The 16,933-nt window shown below is 62.7% G+C and carries 20 protein-coding genes; 15 read left to right on the forward strand and 5 right to left on the reverse strand.

The features are described from left to right. Positions 1-14: 14 nt before the first annotated feature. The 10 genes from GRI40_RS11815 to GRI40_RS11860 all read left to right on the forward strand — a co-directional run bounded on the left by GRI40_RS11815 (position 15) and on the right by GRI40_RS11860 (position 6,249). Positions 15-224: a hypothetical protein gene (locus tag GRI40_RS11815; protein WP_057883274.1), complete on the forward strand. Its 210-nt coding sequence runs from the start codon at positions 15-17 to the stop codon at positions 222-224. Then, positions 224-451, forward strand: a complete 228-nt coding sequence (locus tag GRI40_RS14055) for a GDCCVxC domain-containing (seleno)protein (RefSeq protein ID WP_120717174.1) — start codon at positions 224-226, stop codon at positions 449-451. Before GRI40_RS11815 ends, GRI40_RS14055 begins: the two co-directional genes overlap by 1 nt. Before the next feature lie 193 nt (positions 452-644). After that, the gene (locus GRI40_RS11825) at positions 645-1,580 is read left to right on the forward strand and encodes an ArdC family protein (RefSeq protein ID WP_160612076.1); all 936 of its coding nucleotides are present in this window, start codon (positions 645-647) and stop codon (positions 1,578-1,580) included. Between the two features lie 12 nt (positions 1,581-1,592). Then, positions 1,593-2,027, forward strand: coding sequence for a hypothetical protein (locus GRI40_RS11830; protein WP_057883714.1), 435 nt, complete (start codon positions 1,593-1,595; stop codon positions 2,025-2,027). A gap of 32 nt (positions 2,028-2,059) precedes the next feature. Beyond that, on the forward strand, positions 2,060-2,437 hold the full coding sequence (locus tag GRI40_RS11835) for an antitoxin Xre/MbcA/ParS toxin-binding domain-containing protein (RefSeq protein ID WP_057883276.1): 378 nt from the start codon (positions 2,060-2,062) through the stop codon (positions 2,435-2,437). Then, positions 2,409-3,137, forward strand: coding sequence for an RES family NAD+ phosphorylase (locus tag GRI40_RS11840; RefSeq protein ID WP_057883277.1), 729 nt, complete (start codon positions 2,409-2,411; stop codon positions 3,135-3,137). Before GRI40_RS11835 ends, GRI40_RS11840 begins: the two co-directional genes overlap by 29 nt. Before the next feature lie 271 nt (positions 3,138-3,408). Then, on the forward strand, positions 3,409-4,347 hold the full coding sequence (locus GRI40_RS11845) for a DUF2493 domain-containing protein (RefSeq protein WP_131621695.1): 939 nt from the start codon (positions 3,409-3,411) through the stop codon (positions 4,345-4,347). A 227-nt stretch (positions 4,348-4,574) separates the two neighbouring features. After that, a complete protein-coding gene (locus GRI40_RS11850; RefSeq protein ID WP_160611767.1) occupies positions 4,575-5,171 on the forward strand; it encodes a hypothetical protein in 597 nt (198 codons plus the stop codon). 137 nt (positions 5,172-5,308) lie between these two features. Beyond that, positions 5,309-5,581 (forward strand): hypothetical protein, encoded by a 273-nt coding sequence (locus GRI40_RS11855; RefSeq protein WP_160611768.1) that lies wholly within the window; start codon positions 5,309-5,311, stop codon positions 5,579-5,581. A gap of 269 nt (positions 5,582-5,850) precedes the next feature. Continuing rightward, positions 5,851-6,249: a single-stranded DNA-binding protein gene (locus GRI40_RS11860; RefSeq protein ID WP_160611769.1), complete on the forward strand. Its 399-nt coding sequence runs from the start codon at positions 5,851-5,853 to the stop codon at positions 6,247-6,249. A gap of 69 nt (positions 6,250-6,318) precedes the next feature. Here GRI40_RS11860 and GRI40_RS11865 read toward each other — a convergent pair whose 3' ends face one another. Then, positions 6,319-6,585 (reverse strand): DUF6437 family protein, encoded by a 267-nt coding sequence (locus tag GRI40_RS11865; protein ID WP_160611770.1) that lies wholly within the window; start codon positions 6,583-6,585, stop codon positions 6,319-6,321. Positions 6,586-6,935: 350 nt separating this feature from the next. Between GRI40_RS11865 and GRI40_RS11870 the strand changes: the two genes are divergently transcribed. From GRI40_RS11870 to GRI40_RS11890, 5 genes are all read left to right on the forward strand, one after another. Further along, a complete protein-coding gene (locus tag GRI40_RS11870) occupies positions 6,936-7,157 on the forward strand; it encodes a hypothetical protein (RefSeq protein ID WP_160611771.1) in 222 nt (73 codons plus the stop codon). A 509-nt stretch (positions 7,158-7,666) separates the two neighbouring features. Continuing rightward, a complete protein-coding gene (locus GRI40_RS11875; RefSeq protein WP_160611772.1) occupies positions 7,667-8,923 on the forward strand; it encodes a tyrosine-type recombinase/integrase in 1,257 nt (418 codons plus the stop codon). After that, positions 8,920-10,161, forward strand: coding sequence for a tyrosine-type recombinase/integrase (locus GRI40_RS11880; protein ID WP_160611773.1), 1,242 nt, complete (start codon positions 8,920-8,922; stop codon positions 10,159-10,161). The genes GRI40_RS11875 and GRI40_RS11880 overlap by 4 nt, the downstream gene beginning before the upstream one ends. After that, complete coding sequence (locus tag GRI40_RS11885) at positions 10,154-10,552, forward strand: type II toxin-antitoxin system RelE/ParE family toxin (protein WP_202390336.1); 399 nt, start codon at positions 10,154-10,156, stop codon at positions 10,550-10,552. The genes GRI40_RS11880 and GRI40_RS11885 overlap by 8 nt, the downstream gene beginning before the upstream one ends. After that, positions 10,539-10,868 (forward strand): helix-turn-helix domain-containing protein, encoded by a 330-nt coding sequence (locus GRI40_RS11890; protein ID WP_160611774.1) that lies wholly within the window; start codon positions 10,539-10,541, stop codon positions 10,866-10,868. The genes GRI40_RS11885 and GRI40_RS11890 overlap by 14 nt, the downstream gene beginning before the upstream one ends. 229 nt (positions 10,869-11,097) lie before the next feature. Here the strand turns inward: GRI40_RS11890 and GRI40_RS11895 are convergent, their stop codons facing one another. From GRI40_RS11895 to GRI40_RS11910, 4 genes are read right to left on the reverse strand one after another with little or no spacing between them, the layout of a single operon-like run. Continuing rightward, the gene (locus GRI40_RS11895) at positions 11,098-12,363 is read right to left on the reverse strand and encodes an MFS transporter (protein WP_160611775.1); all 1,266 of its coding nucleotides are present in this window, start codon (positions 12,361-12,363) and stop codon (positions 11,098-11,100) included. Between the two features lie 10 nt (positions 12,364-12,373). Continuing rightward, complete coding sequence (locus GRI40_RS11900; protein ID WP_160611776.1) at positions 12,374-13,261, reverse strand: hypothetical protein; 888 nt, start codon at positions 13,259-13,261, stop codon at positions 12,374-12,376. 13 nt (positions 13,262-13,274) lie between these two features. Continuing rightward, positions 13,275-14,273: a phosphodiester glycosidase family protein gene (locus GRI40_RS11905; protein WP_160611777.1), complete on the reverse strand. Its 999-nt coding sequence runs from the start codon at positions 14,271-14,273 to the stop codon at positions 13,275-13,277. A 34-nt stretch (positions 14,274-14,307) separates the two neighbouring features. Then, the gene (locus tag GRI40_RS11910) at positions 14,308-16,929 is read right to left on the reverse strand and encodes a TonB-dependent receptor (RefSeq protein ID WP_160611778.1); all 2,622 of its coding nucleotides are present in this window, start codon (positions 16,927-16,929) and stop codon (positions 14,308-14,310) included. Positions 16,930-16,933 lie beyond the last annotated feature (4 nt).

Consider the following 16,933-nt stretch of genomic DNA (forward strand, 5'->3'; position numbering starts at 1 on the left):
CCTACCGATGGCCGATGACAATCATCGCCTCGGTTCTGATCATTGCGGGTTGGATGCTCTACCTGCGCAAGCATCGCGCTTGCTCTGCTGACGCGGACTGCGCGGTGCCGGCGCCAGGTCGAGCCACGCTGGCGATGCTCGTGGGTGCGACGGTGATCGTCGTTATCAGCGCGTTGTGGGGTTTTATCGAGCAGCCGCTGATGCGCGTGCTGGGCGGCGCGTGATGCAGACCACCTCTACCATCACATGTCCCAAGTGCGGCGGCACCTCAGTCGAAACGATGCCGACCGATGCCTGCTGGTTTTTTTACGACTGCCGCCATTGCGGCGTGAAGCTCAGACCGCTTTCGGGCGATTGCTGCGTCTTCTGCTCCTTCGCAGATGTTCCGTGTCCGCCGATCCAGGAAGCTCAACAGTCTGGTTCGCCGTCCGGATGCTGCGGAGCTGGATAGCAGATATTCCCCGCGCCGCTCCGCTCGAGACGGAGGACGCCGGCCGCACCTATGCGACTCATGGGCGAGATCTACGGTCTCTCCGCACTATTCGTCGCAGAGCGCAAAGCTGACACGACGTCCAGATGAGAGGAAAGAAGGCTTCTTCTGATTGCCACGGGACAACCTCGTTCCGGCAATCGGGAGACACCTCATGTCCAAGTTCAAACGCCGCAGCGGCGGGCAATCCCCTGCTGCGCAAATCACCTCTGTGATTATCGAGAAACTCGAGCTGGGAACCACACCATGGGTAAAGCCATGGCGCGGGGTTCCGGTATCACGACCCCTGCGCAGTTGCGGCACGCCCTACCGGGGCATGAACACCTTCTGGCTCTGGATGATCGCCGATGCTGCCGGGTTCCTGTCGCCCTACTGGATGACGTACCAGCAGTGCCAGAAGCTCGGTGGGCAGGTTCGCAAGGGCGAGAAATCGACGATCGCGATCTTCTACAAGAGCTACGACAAGCAGGTGGAGCGCGAAGATGGCGAAGATGGCACCGAGAAGCGGCGTGTCCTGAAGGCCTATGCGGTCTTCAACGCCGACCAGTGCAATGACTTGCCCGAAATGTATCGTGCCAAGCATGAACTCGAACCAGTCGAACCTGCCGGGCGGGAAGAGCGGCTCGACACCTTCTTTTCAGATGTGGGCGCCGACCTTCGGCATCAGGGGGCCGAAGCCTACTACGAGCCTGTCCTGGATCGGATTACGATGCCAACGGCGGCGCTGTTCGACGGCTATGACCACTACTATGCAACGCTGGCGCACGAACTCTCGCACTGGACCGGGCATGGTTCACGTCTGGGTCGGGATCTCAAGAACCGCTTCGGAAGCGAATCCTACGCGGCCGAAGAACTGGTGGCGGAGCTGTCCGCCGCGATCCTTGGCGCAGAGCTCGGTCTTCCCGTCACGCATCTCGACCACCATGCGAGCTACATCGCGCAATGGCTTGAGCTTCTGAAATCCGATGATCGAGCCATGCTCACGGCAGCCGCGAAGGCAGAAGAGGCTGCGAGCCTCATCCTGAGGCTCGGAGGGCGTTCGGGTGCCGGTAGCGAGGCTGCGGCAGCCGATCTCGCCGAAGCGGCTTGAGGGAGGTGCATGATGGGACGTTCCGTTAGCTATCCGTCCGGCGCAATCGTCGCCTTCCGCACTCTGGAGATCGACGACGAGGACGATTGGGAGTGGGAATATGAGTGTCTGGTAGAGGAGGTGACCGAAACTGCACGCATCACCTTTCCCTCACTTGAAGCCTGCAACGGGTGGCGCGGCCGCGAAGATCGAATCCTGCTACGCAACGCCTTTGCCGATTGCGGGATCTCCACCTACTGCGACCTTGTCGCCATCTGGCTCGCCGAGCGCGACGACGGTGGTTACTGGGATGCCGATGCCTATCACCCGCGATCCGGGCGGGCGCAGCGCTGGCTTTCGCAGGTGGCGAGCCGGTTCGAAGCGAAATTCGGCGAGCTCCGCATGATTGGGCGGTTTTCGAATGGCGAGGCCATCTTTGAACGCAGACCTGTTCAAGTGAGTAGCTAGGTGCTATATTGTGCATATGAAAGGATGCGCCGATGGCAACGAGAGCCGCTGAAGTCGAGGAGGGAGATGGCAAGGTTCTGACCAACGCAATCTCCCGAATTGCGGAATTCTGGGGTCTGACCAATGCCAAGCTTGGATCGATTCTTGGGCTGTCTCAGGCCACCGTCTCGCGTTTGCGCGCGGGCAAATCCGAGCTCGATCCGGCCAGCAAGTCGTTCGAAGCCGGCCAGTTTCTGTTGCGCCTGTTCCGCTCGCTCGACGCGCTGCTCGGGAGCGACGATCTGGCTGCGCGAGCCTGGCTCGCGACCCCAAATCTTGACCTCGAGGCGCGGCCCCTTGAGCTGATCGACAGCTTCAAGGGTCTCATGACGGTTTGCGACTATGTGGACGCCCACCGCGCTCGCGTCTGAGCTGCGCCGCTACCGCAGGACCGTCTGGCGCGTGGTCGAAGCGCAGCACCGAATCTCGACCAACCGGCTCGCCGCCAATCTCGCTGGCCAGAAGCGGCTCGAGGAGCTCGCCGATGCAGCCAAGCCGGATCTGCCCAAGTCAGCGCGCGGTCTTCATTACCTGCTCGCCTCGCCCTTTCGCTATGGCCACGGCGTGGCCAGCCGCTTTCGGCGTGCGAACGAGCGGCCCGGCATCTTCTATTCCAGCGAAAGCGAGCAGACCGCGATCACCGAGACCGCCTACTGGCGGCTCCGTTTCATCAGCCGCTCACCGGGCTTTCTTCCGGGCAACCGGACGAGCGAACACCTGAGCTTCTCCGTTCCTGTCTCGATTGCCCGGCTGCTCGATACCACGCGGCCGCCGCTGTCGCGCGAAAGCGAACGCTGGATCGACCCGGCCGACTATTCGGCGTGTCAGGATCTCGCCGAAGCTGCTCGTGCCGCGGGTGGACAGGCGATCCGCTCGCCTTCGGCGCGCGACCCGCAGGGGATCAATCTCGCGTTGTTCGATCCCGCGTGCTTTGCCAGGGCCGAGCCCGATCACGGACGCGGCTGGCACCTGCGCCTCGAAGGCCGGCGACTCATTGCACTGGCTGCGTTTCCTTCCGGCGAGGTGCTGGAATTCACGGCCGAGCGGTTCGGACTGCCTTCGCTCGGCTGAAGCTCGACTCGCGTAGTCCCTCTTTGCGCGGCCTGCCGGAGTCTGATTTCCTGCCTGTCCTGTTCGCTCGCGCGGGCCCTGGACCGGTCCGGTTCCGCCGCAACCCGCGCAAGGCTGCGGCCCGTGTGGCCCGCGCCAGCCTTGCCTTGCGGGGTTTCCCGCTGCGCGGTGCGGCGGCCCCCTCGACCCGGTCCCTTTTGGGCCCGGCGAACAGGCCGCAGGAAACTTCTCTTCCCCTGCGGCTGTCGCCTTCGCTCAGGAGGAATGACCCATGTACGACAGCTTCACCGCCCAGCTTGCCGGACTCGATCTGACCGGCTTTTCGGTTCAACCCGCACCTTTCAACGAAACAGATTTTCCCGCCGAAGAGGCGAGCGAGCAGACCCTCTCGGCCGTCTGGTCGGACTTGTTCGCCCTGTTCGCCGACACCGCGCTCGAGGCCGACGCCGAGGACATCGCCTGGGGCTTCGTCAATCTCTTCCACCGCACGGCGACCCGCAAGTCTGCGCAGGTCGATCGCGCGAGCGACGAGATCCGTGCGCTGCTTTCGGCGGCTGATGGCTCGGAAGTCCACTCGAGCAACCTCGAAGAGCAAGTGGAGCGCGCGCAGGCTTCCGAAGCCAGCATGCTCGCTTTCGAGCACATGCGCGAGGTCGCGGCGATGCTCTACCGCGAAGAGACCGGGGCATCCTGGAAGCCGATGACGGGGTCGCGCGTAGCGCACGGAAAGAACCTCACCTCTGCGGTCATCGATGCGCGCGATTTCCTAAAGGTCCGCTCAGAACGTCGGCGCGCCGCGCTCACGCCCGAAGGCACCGCCGTGGTCTTCGCCGGAGGCCGCGCCAGCTTCGCCACGACCGACGAAGCGACGAGCTATGCGAACAACATCTGGGCCACGCTCGACCGAGTGCGCGAGCAGGTGCCTGATATGCTCCTCGTCCATGGCGGCGACGGCAAGGGCGCCGATCGGCTTGCAGCCGCCTGGGCCGAACGCCACGAGGTACAGCAACTGACCTTCGGTCTCGATCGCAGGTTGGGTGCCCGGGCCGGGTTCAAGCGCAACGAGCAGATGCTGGCGATGGCCCCGCGCTACGTGATCGCCTTTCCCGGCAATGGCGTCACCGAGCGTCTCGTCATCGAAGCCAAGGCACGCCGCATTACGGTGGTCGATCGCCGCGGTTCGCTGGGCACTAAGCCTGGCGCTGGCTGAGGCCACGCCCTTCGAATGCGCTGCGGCGGCTAGGAGACCGCTGCCTGAGTGTCCCGCATCTTTGGAGTGGCCTCGGCGTGCAAGAGTCCCTTGTGCGCACCGGAAGACTGGAGGCGAGGCAATTCACCCGCTGTTGCGCCATTTCGGAAACCCGATCGCAATCCGCCGTCCTCATTTCCTCTTTCGCAGCGCCAACCACAGGAGCGCCGGAAACAGGAGCAAACTGAATGAATATGCATGCAACAATCGCCGCGGTTCGCGGCCCGACCGCCACTAGCCTTTGGGATGACGCGATGTCGGCCTACCAATCGGCACGATCCGATTTCGAGCGCTTCGATACAGTCGTCTGGCAGCCGCTTGCGGATGAACTGGACCGGATCTCTCCTCGGCCTGACCTTTGGTTCGAGGTCGTGGCGCAGAGCGGGCAGAAGGCCCGTTATCAGGTCCCCGCCAACGATCTGCATGCATGGGACGATCACATATCCGCTGTGTTCCGCACCAAAGCCGCCGAAGTCCGGCAGGCATGGCTCGACCACAAGGGCGCGCAGGAGCGGCTCGGGTACGACGCGGCTAGCGATGAGGTCGAGCGACTTTGCAACGTGATGTGCGATCGGGAGCGCGACCTGCTTCTCATGCCCGCGACGGATCGCTCCGCACTCCTATGGAAGCTGGAGCGCCTGTTCGGGTCCGAGGTACGCAGTGAGAAGGAGTTCTGCGACAGCTGGTGCCCGGAATGGATCAACGCTGTGATGCACGATGCCGGGCGACTGCTGTACGATGATGAGGCCGGGCACATAGTTCCGGCGCAGGCTCTCGCCGCTTAGAGACTGGTTGGTCTTGGCGAAGCCGCGCATCGAGCGACCACGGCCGCGCCGGCCATACCGCGACTCTATCGTGCACTTCACGCGGCTGTCCCGAATGCCCGGGTTCAGACTCCGCGAAATGACGCTATGTCTTCGTCATGGACCTCGACGATCTGCTTCGACGCTACTTCTCATCCACCGATCTTGCAGCGGTAAGCCCCGACGTGCTGGCGACGGGTTTGGAGCGCTGCCAGGTCGATCTCGGCCTCGAAAAGGACCGCGGCAAGCGCTTTGCCCTGTGGGCGCTGCTTTACATGCTTGGCTCCGCGCCTGACCTTGAGGCGGCGCTCAAAGATGCTGACGACCGGGAAGCGGCGCGCAATTTCATGGACCTGCTGGCGGCCAGCGAGGGCGAGGAACAGGGCGGATAGGAGAGCGGCGTTCAGTGCGCCTTCGCCAGGCCATCCGAACCCAATCCGGCTTCTTCGCGAACAGTCCTGAATCAGGCCAGCTGAGGCCGGCAACGCCTTTGCCTTCGGGCCGTGTTGGCAGCTGCGCTGCCTGCCCGCACCACCCCTTGCAAAAGCGTTTCCCTTGGGCGCGGGCGCGCCCTGCGGTGCAGTCCTCCCATGCCCTGCTTCTTCTGGATGTTCGCAAGCCGGAAATGGTTTCCGGTTTGGCACACCGAAGGACCAGTCACATGACCAATCTCGTAATCCTCACCGGCCGTCTCGCCCGCGATCCCGAATCCCGCGAGACCAAGGGCGGAACCTCCGTCACCGGCATCACCGTTGTCACCGACCGCCCCGCGCGCGACAAGGACGGCAAGACCTACAAGGATGAAAACGGCTACACCGCCAAGGACAGCGAATTCCATCGGGTTACCTGCTTCAACGGCCTCTCCAAGACCGTCGGACAGTTCTGCACCAAGGGCCAGCTCGTCTCGGTCCAGGGCCGGCTTCACTACACCCAGTGGGAAGACCAGGATGGCGTCAAGCGCTACGGCTGCGAGATCCTCGCCGACAAGGTCGACTTCCTCTCGCGCGGCAACGCCAGGGATGGCGACGGAGACAACCGCGACGCGCCCGAGATCGACTGACGTCATCGATTAACCGGCGACCAAGAAGGGGCTCTGCCGCAAGCGCGGCAGGGCTCCTTCTCGTGTTGTTCAGGAACCAGCGGGCGTTCCGTTGCGACCGGATGCAGACGGTTCGCTTCCCAGCCGCCGGAGCGCTTCGGCTTCACCGAGCTTGCCGAGCCTCTCGCTGGCCTGTTTGAGGCCTTTCCTCGAGAACGCCTCGACACCTGATCCGAGGATCAGCTGCCCCAGCTCTAGAGCGGCTTTCTCTTCCAGTTCGCGTTGCCGCTCGTCGAGAGCTTGACGCTCGGCTTCGAGCTTCCTGAGCGCATCGACCGCGCTTCGTTTCGTGGGCATACGTGGGGTCCTTTCCCTGTCCCCTCGTCGATGCCTCCGTGGTCCAGTCTGCCTAGGTCACCCGGGTGTAGGAAAGAGCTTTTTTGCGCTGCTCGATGGGCCCTAGGTTCATCCGAGAGGTTGGGAATGGTCCTGGCTCACGGATCGTCCATGGTGATGGCCTTGCGGCTCCCGCGTCAAGGACGGCGGGGCCCCACCATTTTGCCTCCCCTTCGCTTCGCTGCGGTCCGACAAAATCGTTGCCCCCACCGCCGCTGACGCGGTCGCCCAAAGGGCGATCCTGGACCCGGGATCCGCAAGACCATCGGCCGAACTCCTGTCGTCTCGAGGACAGACATCAGGAGGATATCATGGCTTCACTTGCTCCAATCGCGTCGAACGCGGAACGCTACTTCGAAGCACTGGCGGTTGCCGAACGGCGCGCGCTGCACAGCTACTTCGACCAGCATATCGTCGAGGACGATGATCTGGGTTACTTCGCGCTCGACGAGGGCGACTACAACGCCCTGCCGGCGCACCTGACGAACCGGGTGGTTCACACCGTGCGCGGGGGAATGCTCGACGAGTTCTGAAGGTGAAGAGAGGGCGGGAACCGGCGACGGTTCTCCGCCCTTTTTTCACGCTCACCGGACGATGGTTCGGGGATGCGGAGCGGGGCTGTGGACGCGCTCTGTCCCGCGCATCTGGCGATGCGCTCCTGAGGGCGCGGCTTTTTTGCGTTTGGCCCCGCGCGCACTTGCGAACCGGCGGCGGGTCGGACCAGCGCGCGCGGGCCGAAACGACAAGCCCCGTTCCAGCCGCTTCGCACATGGTCCTTTGCCGCCGCCTCTTTCGCAGGTGCGATCTCTTGTCGGGGAGAAGCAGAACTCATCTTCAGCTGCCTGAAATCTCGCCGGCGAGGGATTGCTCACGTTCCCTGTGCGAAGAGCGGCAAATGCTCCCAGGAACACAACGTCTTCGAACTCCGGCACTGGCCGCGCAATGGGGAACAGTGGGCACACCGTACGCCGCCATGCGGCAGAAAGAGATTGTTAAGCAATAGGTTACGCGAAGTTATTCCTCTACAAAGAGGAGCAAGTCAATGCAAGCAAATGGCTATCTGCTACCAGCGAATGAAGCCACGAATCATGTTCAAGCCCGATCCGGTGATGGGCGCGGGAGTGGTGAAAAAGCAAAACCGAGCAATCGGGTTCGGCTCAATGGCAACATCGTTCGGCGCAAACCGGGCAAGCGCATCCGGGAGTATTGGGATATCGACCTGCCGGGCTTTGGCCTGCGGGTAAATCCCGGCGGCAGGCGGACATGGTTTGTCCTGTTCCGCCAGCGCGGCAAGCTGCGGCGCTTGTCGCTCGGAACCTCCCGTGACATCACACCTGCCATGGCCCGCCGCCTCGCGCGGGCGAAGCTGGCCGAAGTGGCGCTGGATGGGCTGCCGACGCGCAGGAAGACCCGCGCTGCGCAGAAGAGCGATGCGCCGTTGCTGCGTGATTATGCCGAGCGATTCTGGGCGGACTACGCACGGCACTGGAAGCCATCGACCCGCAAGCGCAATGAGAGCGCCATCTTCAAGGAAATCCTCGGCGCGTTCGGCGACCGGCGGATTGACGACCTGGCTAAGGGCGACATCCTGTTCTGGCGCGACAGCTTCGTCGAGCGGCCCGGCGTGTTCAACCGCACCTTGCCGGTGTTCTCGGTGATGATGGGCTATGCGGAGCGCCTCGGCTTGCGTCCGCGCGGCTCCAATCCCTGCAAGGGCACGCCGCGTTACAAGCGCAAGCCGATGGAGCGGTTTTTGTCGGCACACGAATATGCGCGACTTGCCACAGCATTGCGGGACTATGAGGCTGAGCAACCGCTCTATGTCGCGGCGATCCGGTTGCTGATTTTTACCGGCGCGCGTTGCGGTGAGATTGAGCAACTGCGCTGGGAATGGGTGCAGGAACCGCGCCTGATGCTGCCGGACAGCAAGACCGGCGCGAAGATCGTCTATCTCAACCGGCAGGCTATCGATGTGATAGCATCGCTCCCAGACCGGAAAGCAACCGGCCTGCTGTTCCCTTCGTTCCGAAATCCCGACAAGCCGATCTCGCTGGGCATTCACTGGTCGAAAATCCGTAACCGCGCGGCCCTGCCGGATGTGCGGCTCCATGATTTGCGCCACAGCTTCGCCTCGGTCGCGATCCGCGACAACATCTCGCTCATGGTGATCGGCAAGCTGCTGGGGCATGCGCTGGCAGAAACGACAACCAGATATGCACACCTGTCCGACGAGATCGTCGCCGATGCGGCGGAACGCGTTTCCGGCTCCATCGCGCGCTTGATCGGAGTCGGGCAGTGAACGCGCTGACACCGCGGGGGATCGTCGCCGAGGAACTGGGTAACCTCAGGCTCCATGTGATTGGCAAGTGCGGTGGCCTGGCCGAACTGCGCAAGACGTGCTGGACACGCGAACTGCCGGGATTTGGCACCCGGCATTACCTCAGCGGGCGCAAGGTCTACATCGTCCAGACCCGGATGGAAGGGCGCACCCGCACCGTGACGATCGGCAATGCCAAGGTGCTCAGCCGTGCGCAGGCGATGGATGTAGCACGCCGCGTGCTGCTGCGCGCCCATACCGGCGAAAACCCGGCGGAGGAGCGCAAGCGGCTCCGCAAGGTTCCATCCTACCGGGACTTCCTCAAGACCTACTGGGAGAGGGTATCACCAAGATGGAAGTCCTCCACGCTCTACACTCACCGCTACTACAAGCGGAAATATCTCGACCGGGCATTCGAAGGCCTGTTCCTCGATGAGATCGAGGAACGCCATGTGCAGGATTGGTTCAACCGAATCACCAACACGGGCGGACCTGGCGCCGCCAACCGTTGCGGTGAAATCCTGCGGGCCATGTTCAACAAGGCCGAGCAATGGGGCGTGCGGCCCGAAGGGTCGAACCCCTGCCTCTATATCCGCAAGAACAAGGGGCGGAAGTGCGAGCGCTACCTGTCCGATCAAGAGTTCAGGCGGATCGGGGAAGTGCTCAACCGGCACGGCAAAAACTTTCCGCTGCATTGCGCGGCGATCAGCCTGCTGATCCTGACCGGCTGCCGCAAGTCGGAGATCACCTGTCTTAGATGGAGCGAGGTGCGGGGAAGGCGATTGCTGCTGACCGATAGCAAGACCGGCCCGCGCACGGTCTGGCTGGCCGAAGCGGCTGCAACCATCCTCCACGCGCTGCCGCGCCGTGAGAAGCAGCGGTATGTATTCTGGAACCCGGCAACACAGCGCCCGATCACCGACATCGGCAATTTGTGGAGCAAGCTGCGCGACGAGGCGGGCTTACCCGGCGTCCGCATTCACGATCTGCGGCACAGCTTTGCCAGCCACGCCGCCGCCCATTCGGAAACACTGCCGATGATCGGCAAGCTTCTGGGCCATGCCGATGTGCGCACCACGACCCGCTATGCGCACCTTGATGATGGTCATGTGATCGAGGCAGCGCAGCGGATCGGCGACCTGATCGAGCAAAACATGAGCGGCTCATATTCATTGAGCCATAACACTAAGTATGATAGTGGGCCGTTGCTACATGACTGAGAGCCCGCGCATTCGCATCTACGCCAACCGCTGGTTCGCTAAGTTCGCGGCAAAGGAAAAGATCAGCGATGCTACGCTTGCAGATGCCGTGCATAGGGCCGAATCGGGCCTGATCGATGCCGATCTTGGTAGCGGCCTCATCAAGCAACGCATCGCGCGCGAGGGCGGAGGAAAGTCGGGCGGCTATCGCTCGATTCTGATCTTCCGCTCGGGCGGGCGGGCCATATTCGTGTTTGCCTTCGCCAAGAGCGACAAGGCAAACCTGAGTGCGGCGGAACTGAAGGTCTATCGCAAGGCTGCCAGCATCATGCTGGAACTGGGCGATGATGAGATCGAAACGGAAGTTGAAGCAGGCCGATTGGTCGAGGTGCAAGACGATGAGCAAGGCTAAAGCAAAGACCTACAAGAGCGAGGCGATGGCCGCGGTCCATGAGATGATGGAAGGCTTGTCCGAAGCGGGCAGCATCGACAAGCGCACCATGCGCGAGTTCGACGAGGCCTGCCTCGCGCCTGCGCCAGTTCTGTCGCCCGACGAGATCAAGGCCATTCGCGAGGCTGAGCATGTGTCACAACCGGTCTTTGCGCGTTATCTCAACGTGTCGAAGAACCTTGTGTCGGACTGGGAACGCGGCGCGAAGAAGCCGGGAGGTCCCGCGCTGCGGCTGCTGTCGATCATCCAGCGCAGTGGGTTGGATGCGGTGGCTTGAACGGGGGCGCTTTTTGAACGGCAGGAATTTTTGAAAGGTGCGGCAAAGCGACCATTTGCAGCCCGTGCCGAGCAGAGACGGCTCCGGACCCAAGACCTTCCGGCAGATCTCGACCAACAAACGCCGTCCGTCGATCGGCCATTGAACAACTGATTTCGCCAGAACTAGCCGATGACAAAGCGCGAACCCGTCTAGACGAACCGCAGTAAATTTCCGCGATCCACGCCCTTCAACCGGATGTCATCGCGGGCGAAGCCTTGCTTACTGCGAGGCTGAGCGCCGCACACAATATGCCTGTGAGCACAACCGACGCGGTCATAGCTGTGGCCATGACCCAGAATGTGCCGTCACGATAGTCGCTGATCGTCAGGATCTGGCCGATCAGCAAGACCGACGCGGCCTGCGCCAGCTTTGAGCAGCTCGTGAACAGTCCGAACCGGGCCAAGGCGGTGTCCGGATCAAAGCTCGCGACATTGCCCATGATTGACCAGATCGCCATCAACAGCCCGCTCGAGGTAGCACCGAACAGGAAGGCGGCAATCAGCACCCAATGGACTGATCCCGTGCTGGCAATCCCGAAAAACAGGCCCGCCCCGATCACCGCCAGCGCCGCCAGGCGGAACAGCGAAGCCAGCGTTCTTCGCCGCCCGATCCATGCCCAGACCGGCTGGGCCAGAACCTGCCCGGCCGCACTGCACAACAGGAACGCGACCTTGCTCGTTTCAGATGGGAGTGCGAATGCGGCAAAATAGACCTTGAGCTCGGTGAACACCGGCATCAGGGTTGAATAGATTGCGATCGCACCGAAGGCGAGCACGGTCGGCAAGGGCCTGAGGTCGAGCGCAGACGGGCCACCCGGCGGTCTTGAGCCTGCATTGCCAGGCGCCTCCTGGCGCGAAAAATAGGCACGCACCAGCAGCGATGAACCACACGCGATGGCCGCAAATACGATCGCCATCGCACCGAAGATTGCCTCACGGCGGGCAATGTCGGTCTGCACGATCCAGACCGAAAGGCACAGCGTGACGGCGATGGTGGCAAGGCCGGCAGCGGCATAGCGCGTGGCAGCAATCTGGGAACGATCGGCATCATCGCCCGCAGCCAGACCTAGCAGAGAGTTCTGCGGCACATCATAAAGCGAATAGCCGAGCCGGAACAGAATCAGTGCAATCAGCGCGTAGGCGGTGCGAAAATCGGGACTGATGGTGCCGGTCTGGGCAAACAGGATGAAGCAGCAAGACGCAAGCCCCGATCCGGCAAACTGCCATCGCGATGCCGCGCTGATCGTCACAATGTAGGGGCCGAGCGCCTTGCCGATCAGCCAGTCGCTGGCGGCATTGACCAGTAGTGACAGCGCAAGCACCCAACCCATGGTCGCAGGGGGTAAACCGGCGACCTCGGTCAGATAAAAGGCGAAGGTCAGCCCGCTTGACATCCACAGCAGGCTCTTGCCGAAATGGCCGAAGCCGTAAATCGACAACGCGGTCGAATTCATGGCCCAGGGATCAGTCGCGCAGGCGTCGTGCGTAGCGGGGATCGATGCTCACCTGCGGCAGGCGGAAACAGCGGATTTCACGGACTGGCCGGCTGATTGCGCAAAGCTCGCCCGGACGGCTTTCGTCGAAATCGAAGGCCTGCCCCTCGGCAGCGATGGCGATGGTAGCGAGGTGGATCAGATAGGGGCCCATTGTTGGTCTGGCCAGCACATACATTTCAGGCTGATCATGCCCCATCATATACAGCAGCCCGTCCGGCCCGATCGCCCCGCCCGAGGCCGCCTGTGGTGCCATGCGTTCCACCAACTGCGGCGGCAGTGCCCAGCCGCCGATGCGCCGCCAGCGTTCATCATGCAGCTGCACCCCAGCGAAACTGTTGTTCTTGAAAGCCAGGCCCGTTTCGTCGTTGTAGTGAGCCAGTCCCACAATCCAATCGCTCCCCATCCGGTCGAACCACACCAGCGAGCCTTCGTCCATGATCCCGAGCGGGATCGAGCGGGCGTGTTTGAGCGTAGTCTTGTCGAAGATCTCAACCGAATTGGCGAACGGCAAACGGGGGTGATTGGAATTGGCGCACCACAATTCAGCGACTTCGACGAAGCAGGAATTGAGATGCCCGATCAGCCCGCCGCGCTCGCCGCGCCAGATCGCCTCACGCTCGCCCGTCGCGCGATTATAGCGGGCGATCACGAAATTGCCGACCGCATAAACATGGGCGTCGTCAACGGCGACGCCTTGGCCCGCCTCGCGGGCGCTCAAGCGCGCGGTTTCGACCGCTTCCAGTTGTTGCACCTCAGGGGGCTGGTAGACCGGCCAATCGGCCGGCAGGCCGCGCTGGGCTGCGGCGGCCGCTATCGGCAACAGCACGGCGAGGGCCGCCACTGCGATCCGGCGCAACCGCGGGTTTCCTTTACCTGTCGCCCGTGATCGGCACGAGCGCAATGTGATTGGCGACCGGGCGCTCACGTCCCGGGGTGTCGGTATGGACCGGACGGTTGAGAATGCGCGGCTCACCGCTCGCGCCTTCCACCACCAGCGTCGCCGAACCGCCGCCATCCAGATTGATCGCATTGCTGGCCCCCAGTTCGACAAACAGATCGGTCAGCGCCTGCAGCGTCGCGCCGTCGCTATAGCCCTTCTGCCGCCCGTCGACCACCACCATCCAGCCGCGCCGCCCGTCCGCCGAGACACCGATAGCGGTGCGCGGCTGCGGGGTGGAGGCGTAGCGGTTATCAAACGCGGCAAAGCTGCGCCGTTCGCCTTCTGCCAGAAGCCGCGGTCCGGCCGCCACGCCGCTGGAGAAACCGGCCGGGCAGGCCTGACCATCGGCAATGGCGATAGCGAGCCGTTCAAAGCAGACGATCGCGTTCACCCGAATGTCGAGATCGGTCTCAACGGGAGAGACCACCGCGCCGTTGGCGATCACAGCGCCCGATGCGCTGGCGGGTTGGCCTTCGCGGGGATAGTAATCCTCACCCCCCGGGCTGCCCCCGGCAAACGGCAGAAAGTAGCTGGCGTTGATCGCCGCGATGGCGCCTGTTTCGTCAAGGAACCGCGTGGTGCGCTTGGCGATGAATTCCATCCCACCGGCGGGATTGGGCGGGGTGGTTATCAGCGCCAGATCGGACCGGGTGAGGTCCAGTTCGAGCACCTGCGCGACCATCAAGAATTCACCTTGGCGGATCAGTTCATAATGACGAACACCGGGACGGATCGCCGCAGCCGGAGCGTCCGGCCCGGCTGCCTTGTTCGCCAAGCTCGCAGATGGCCCACCAGCCGTGCTGACGCAGGCCGTGGTCGCCGCCAGCAACGCCAGCACCATGCCGACCGCAGAAAGGGATTTGGTTTGCAAAGCGACGTTCCTGTAGCCTGTAGCCTGTAGCGGGAACCAACGGCGCGAGGGAGGCAAAGGCCAGCCCCGCGCCGATCAGGACATTGTTGGTCTAGAACTTGAACGCCACCCCGAAGAACAGCGTCCGGCCATACAGGCTGAAATCGCGCAGGGCATCGCCGAACGGAGTCGTCTGCACATTGCCGCGCGTTTCATTGGTGATATTGCGCACCTCGGCGGTCAGCTGAAACTGCTCTGTGACCCTGAGACGTCCGGTCCAGTCCAATTGCCAGTAAGGTTCATCGAAGCGATCAGTATCGGCCACTGCCGAGGTCGAGACCGCGCTCGGATCGCCGCTGGCGCTGGCATAGGTCACGCGGGTTTCAAACGGCCCGCGCTTGTAGAACAATGCCGCGTTGAACACCCGCTTGGGCTGGTTCACCAGTTGATCGAGTTCGCGCAGGACCACGGCGCCATTGCCGACCACATCGACCTTGCCATCGAACATGGTGAAGTTGGTCGACAGCCCCAATCCGGGAAGCACACCGATCATTTCGCCCAGATCATTGAGGATCAGGCTAAGCTCCAGCCCGGTCAGCCGCGCCTGCGACACGTTGCGCGGCTGGGTGACAAGGGTAACGATGCCATCGATGGTTTCTTCATCCTGGAACCGGAAAATCTCGTTGTTGATGTCCTTGTGGAACACGGCCACCGCGATCAGGCCTTGGTAGCCGGGAAAGTAATATTCGAGGCTGGCATCGAAGCTGTCCGCTTCCCGCGCCCGCAAATCAGGATTGCCGCGTGACAATTGCGGGGTGCCGTCGCCCGCGATGGTGACGCTCTCCGACCCGGCCAGATCGATCGGATTTGGGCGCCCCACCGCCTTGAACCACGATGCCCGCAGGCGCAGGTCGTCGGTCAGGTTGTAGTAGCCGGTGACCGAAGGCAGCCAGTTATCATAGCTGTTGGTGCGCTCCACCCGGCCGACGACGCCGCTGACCGTGCGCTGGCGTTCAACCAGCGTGTCGGTCTGCTCATAACGCAGCCCGGCGAGGATATTGAAACCGTCCCCGCGAAAACCAAGCTGGCCATAGGCGGCGAGCACCTCTTCCTGGAAGAAATAGTCCGCCGCGGTGTTCGCGACGGTTTCGTTGAACAATGCACGGTTGGTCCCGAAGAAGTTCAGGAACGCTCCGCCATCAAGCAGCAGCTGGTTGTTTTGGTTGAACGGCCCGCTGAAGGTTTCGTTCAGAATGAAACCGCTGGCATTCAGGGTGTTGCCGGAGCCGAGCCGAAAAGTTGACCGATCTTCGTCGAAATCGCGGCGGTTTTCGCGGAACTGGACGCCCGCGTCAAATCCCAGCCCGCGATCACCGCGCGCCCGGTTGTAGCTGTAATCGGCCGAATATTCTTCGACGAAATCATCGCTGAACTGTTCGTAGAAGATGTAGCTGGTGAAGGGGTAATTGGCCCCGTTGTCCAGAAAGGCAGGATCATTGACCGTCACGATCGGCGCGAGGTCTTCAAAGGTATACGACCCGCCCAGCGCGGTCTGATTGTTCGGTGTGGTGAACAGAACTTCGTTCGACGGCTCGTGGAAGGTCGCCTCGGAATAGCTGGCGGCGGCGCGCACCACGTGCCCTTCCGCCGGTTCCCAGCGCAGGTGCGTTTGCGCGGTGAACAGCGGCTTGTCGATGAAGAAGTCGTTGTAGCGAATGAACGCCTGCCCCTGCGGGAAATTGTTGGCATCGCCGTTGACCGTCTGCGTGCCACGCAGGTTGATCTGCTGGCCCAGCCGCAACTCTGCATCTTCTTGCGTGTAACGGGAAACGAGTGCGTCGACATGGAAGGTGTCGCTCGGCTCGAATTCGATCTTGGCAAAGCCGCCAAACCGTTCGATGGTGTTGGGGTAGCCCTGATAGATCACGCTGGGAACGGTCGGGAAGTCGTTGAGCGGGGTCGAGCTGTAGGTGCCCGCGTTGAAGCGCTGCTGATCGCGGCGGCGCTGGAGATAGGCGCCCGAAAGCACCACGCCGATCGTGTCGTTGGCGAAGGTGTCGGTGAAGGTAAACTCGCCGCGATAGGATGGGCCATTATCACTGCTGCGGCCAACGCCTTCGCCCGGCACGTCCTGATTGTCGGTGAACCCGATCGCGGCCGATCCGGCGAGGTAAAGGCCGTTGGTGTCGAACGCCGAGCGGGTGATGAGGTTTATCGTCCCGCCAATCGCATTGCCTTCGATGTCGGCGGTGCGCGACTTGAAGATTTCCAGGCGCTTGACCGCGCTTGACGGGATTGCTTCGAGGTTGACCCGGCGATTGCCGCGTTCGGAGGTGGCGATCAGCGCGCCTTCAAGCTGCGCCACGGTAAAATCGGCGTTGAGCCCACGGATTCCGACATACCGCCCCTCATCCTCGTCGAAGATGGTAAACACCCCCGGCGCGCGGCGAAAGGCATCGGCAATGTTGTAGTCGGGCTGACGGTTGATTTCGTCGGCGGCGAGGAAATCAGCGGTGGTGTCGCTTTCGCGCTTGGCCTGAATTGCCAGCTGGTTTTGCAGCTTGAAGCCGGTCACCACGATGGCGTCGTCAGAGGCGACCTCAACATCGGCGGCCGCCGTCGCGTCCTGCGCTGCGGCGGGGACAACGGCAAGCAGGCTGGTGCCGACGAGCAGCAGCCGGGCAAGCGTGACGAGCCTCGGCGCGCTGGGCCAGGTGTTGACTTGGTGAGTCATTGGT

Source organism: Tsuneonella aeria, from assembly GCF_009827495.1.
Taxonomy (GTDB): Bacteria; Pseudomonadota; Alphaproteobacteria; order Sphingomonadales; family Sphingomonadaceae; genus Tsuneonella; species Tsuneonella aeria.

Bases quoted from the DNA above. Each gene is read 5' to 3' on its own strand.
- GRI40_RS11815 (WP_057883274.1), top strand. From the start codon at position 15: ATGACAATCATCGCCTCGGTTCTGATCATTGCGGGTTGGATGCTCTAC.
- GRI40_RS14055 (WP_120717174.1), top strand. From the start codon at position 224: ATGCAGACCACCTCTACCATCACATGTCCCAAGTGCGGCGGCACCTCA.
- GRI40_RS11825 (WP_160612076.1), top strand. From the start codon at position 645: ATGTCCAAGTTCAAACGCCGCAGCGGCGGGCAATCCCCTGCTGCGCAA.
- GRI40_RS11830 (WP_057883714.1), top strand. From the start codon at position 1,593: ATGGGACGTTCCGTTAGCTATCCGTCCGGCGCAATCGTCGCCTTCCGC.
- GRI40_RS11835 (WP_057883276.1), top strand. From the start codon at position 2,060: ATGGCAACGAGAGCCGCTGAAGTCGAGGAGGGAGATGGCAAGGTTCTG.
- GRI40_RS11840 (WP_057883277.1), top strand. From the start codon at position 2,409: ATGTGGACGCCCACCGCGCTCGCGTCTGAGCTGCGCCGCTACCGCAGG.
- GRI40_RS11845 (WP_131621695.1), top strand. From the start codon at position 3,409: ATGTACGACAGCTTCACCGCCCAGCTTGCCGGACTCGATCTGACCGGC.
- GRI40_RS11850 (WP_160611767.1), top strand. From the start codon at position 4,575: ATGAATATGCATGCAACAATCGCCGCGGTTCGCGGCCCGACCGCCACT.
- GRI40_RS11855 (WP_160611768.1), top strand. From the start codon at position 5,309: ATGGACCTCGACGATCTGCTTCGACGCTACTTCTCATCCACCGATCTT.
- GRI40_RS11860 (WP_160611769.1), top strand. From the start codon at position 5,851: ATGACCAATCTCGTAATCCTCACCGGCCGTCTCGCCCGCGATCCCGAA.
- GRI40_RS11865 (WP_160611770.1), bottom strand. From the start codon at position 6,585: ATGCCCACGAAACGAAGCGCGGTCGATGCGCTCAGGAAGCTCGAAGCC.
- GRI40_RS11870 (WP_160611771.1), top strand. From the start codon at position 6,936: ATGGCTTCACTTGCTCCAATCGCGTCGAACGCGGAACGCTACTTCGAA.
- GRI40_RS11875 (WP_160611772.1), top strand. From the start codon at position 7,667: ATGCAAGCAAATGGCTATCTGCTACCAGCGAATGAAGCCACGAATCAT.
- GRI40_RS11885 (WP_202390336.1), top strand. From the start codon at position 10,154: ATGACTGAGAGCCCGCGCATTCGCATCTACGCCAACCGCTGGTTCGCT.
- GRI40_RS11890 (WP_160611774.1), top strand. From the start codon at position 10,539: ATGAGCAAGGCTAAAGCAAAGACCTACAAGAGCGAGGCGATGGCCGCG.
- GRI40_RS11895 (WP_160611775.1), bottom strand. From the start codon at position 12,363: ATGAATTCGACCGCGTTGTCGATTTACGGCTTCGGCCATTTCGGCAAG.
- GRI40_RS11910 (WP_160611778.1), bottom strand. From the start codon at position 16,929: ATGACTCACCAAGTCAACACCTGGCCCAGCGCGCCGAGGCTCGTCACG.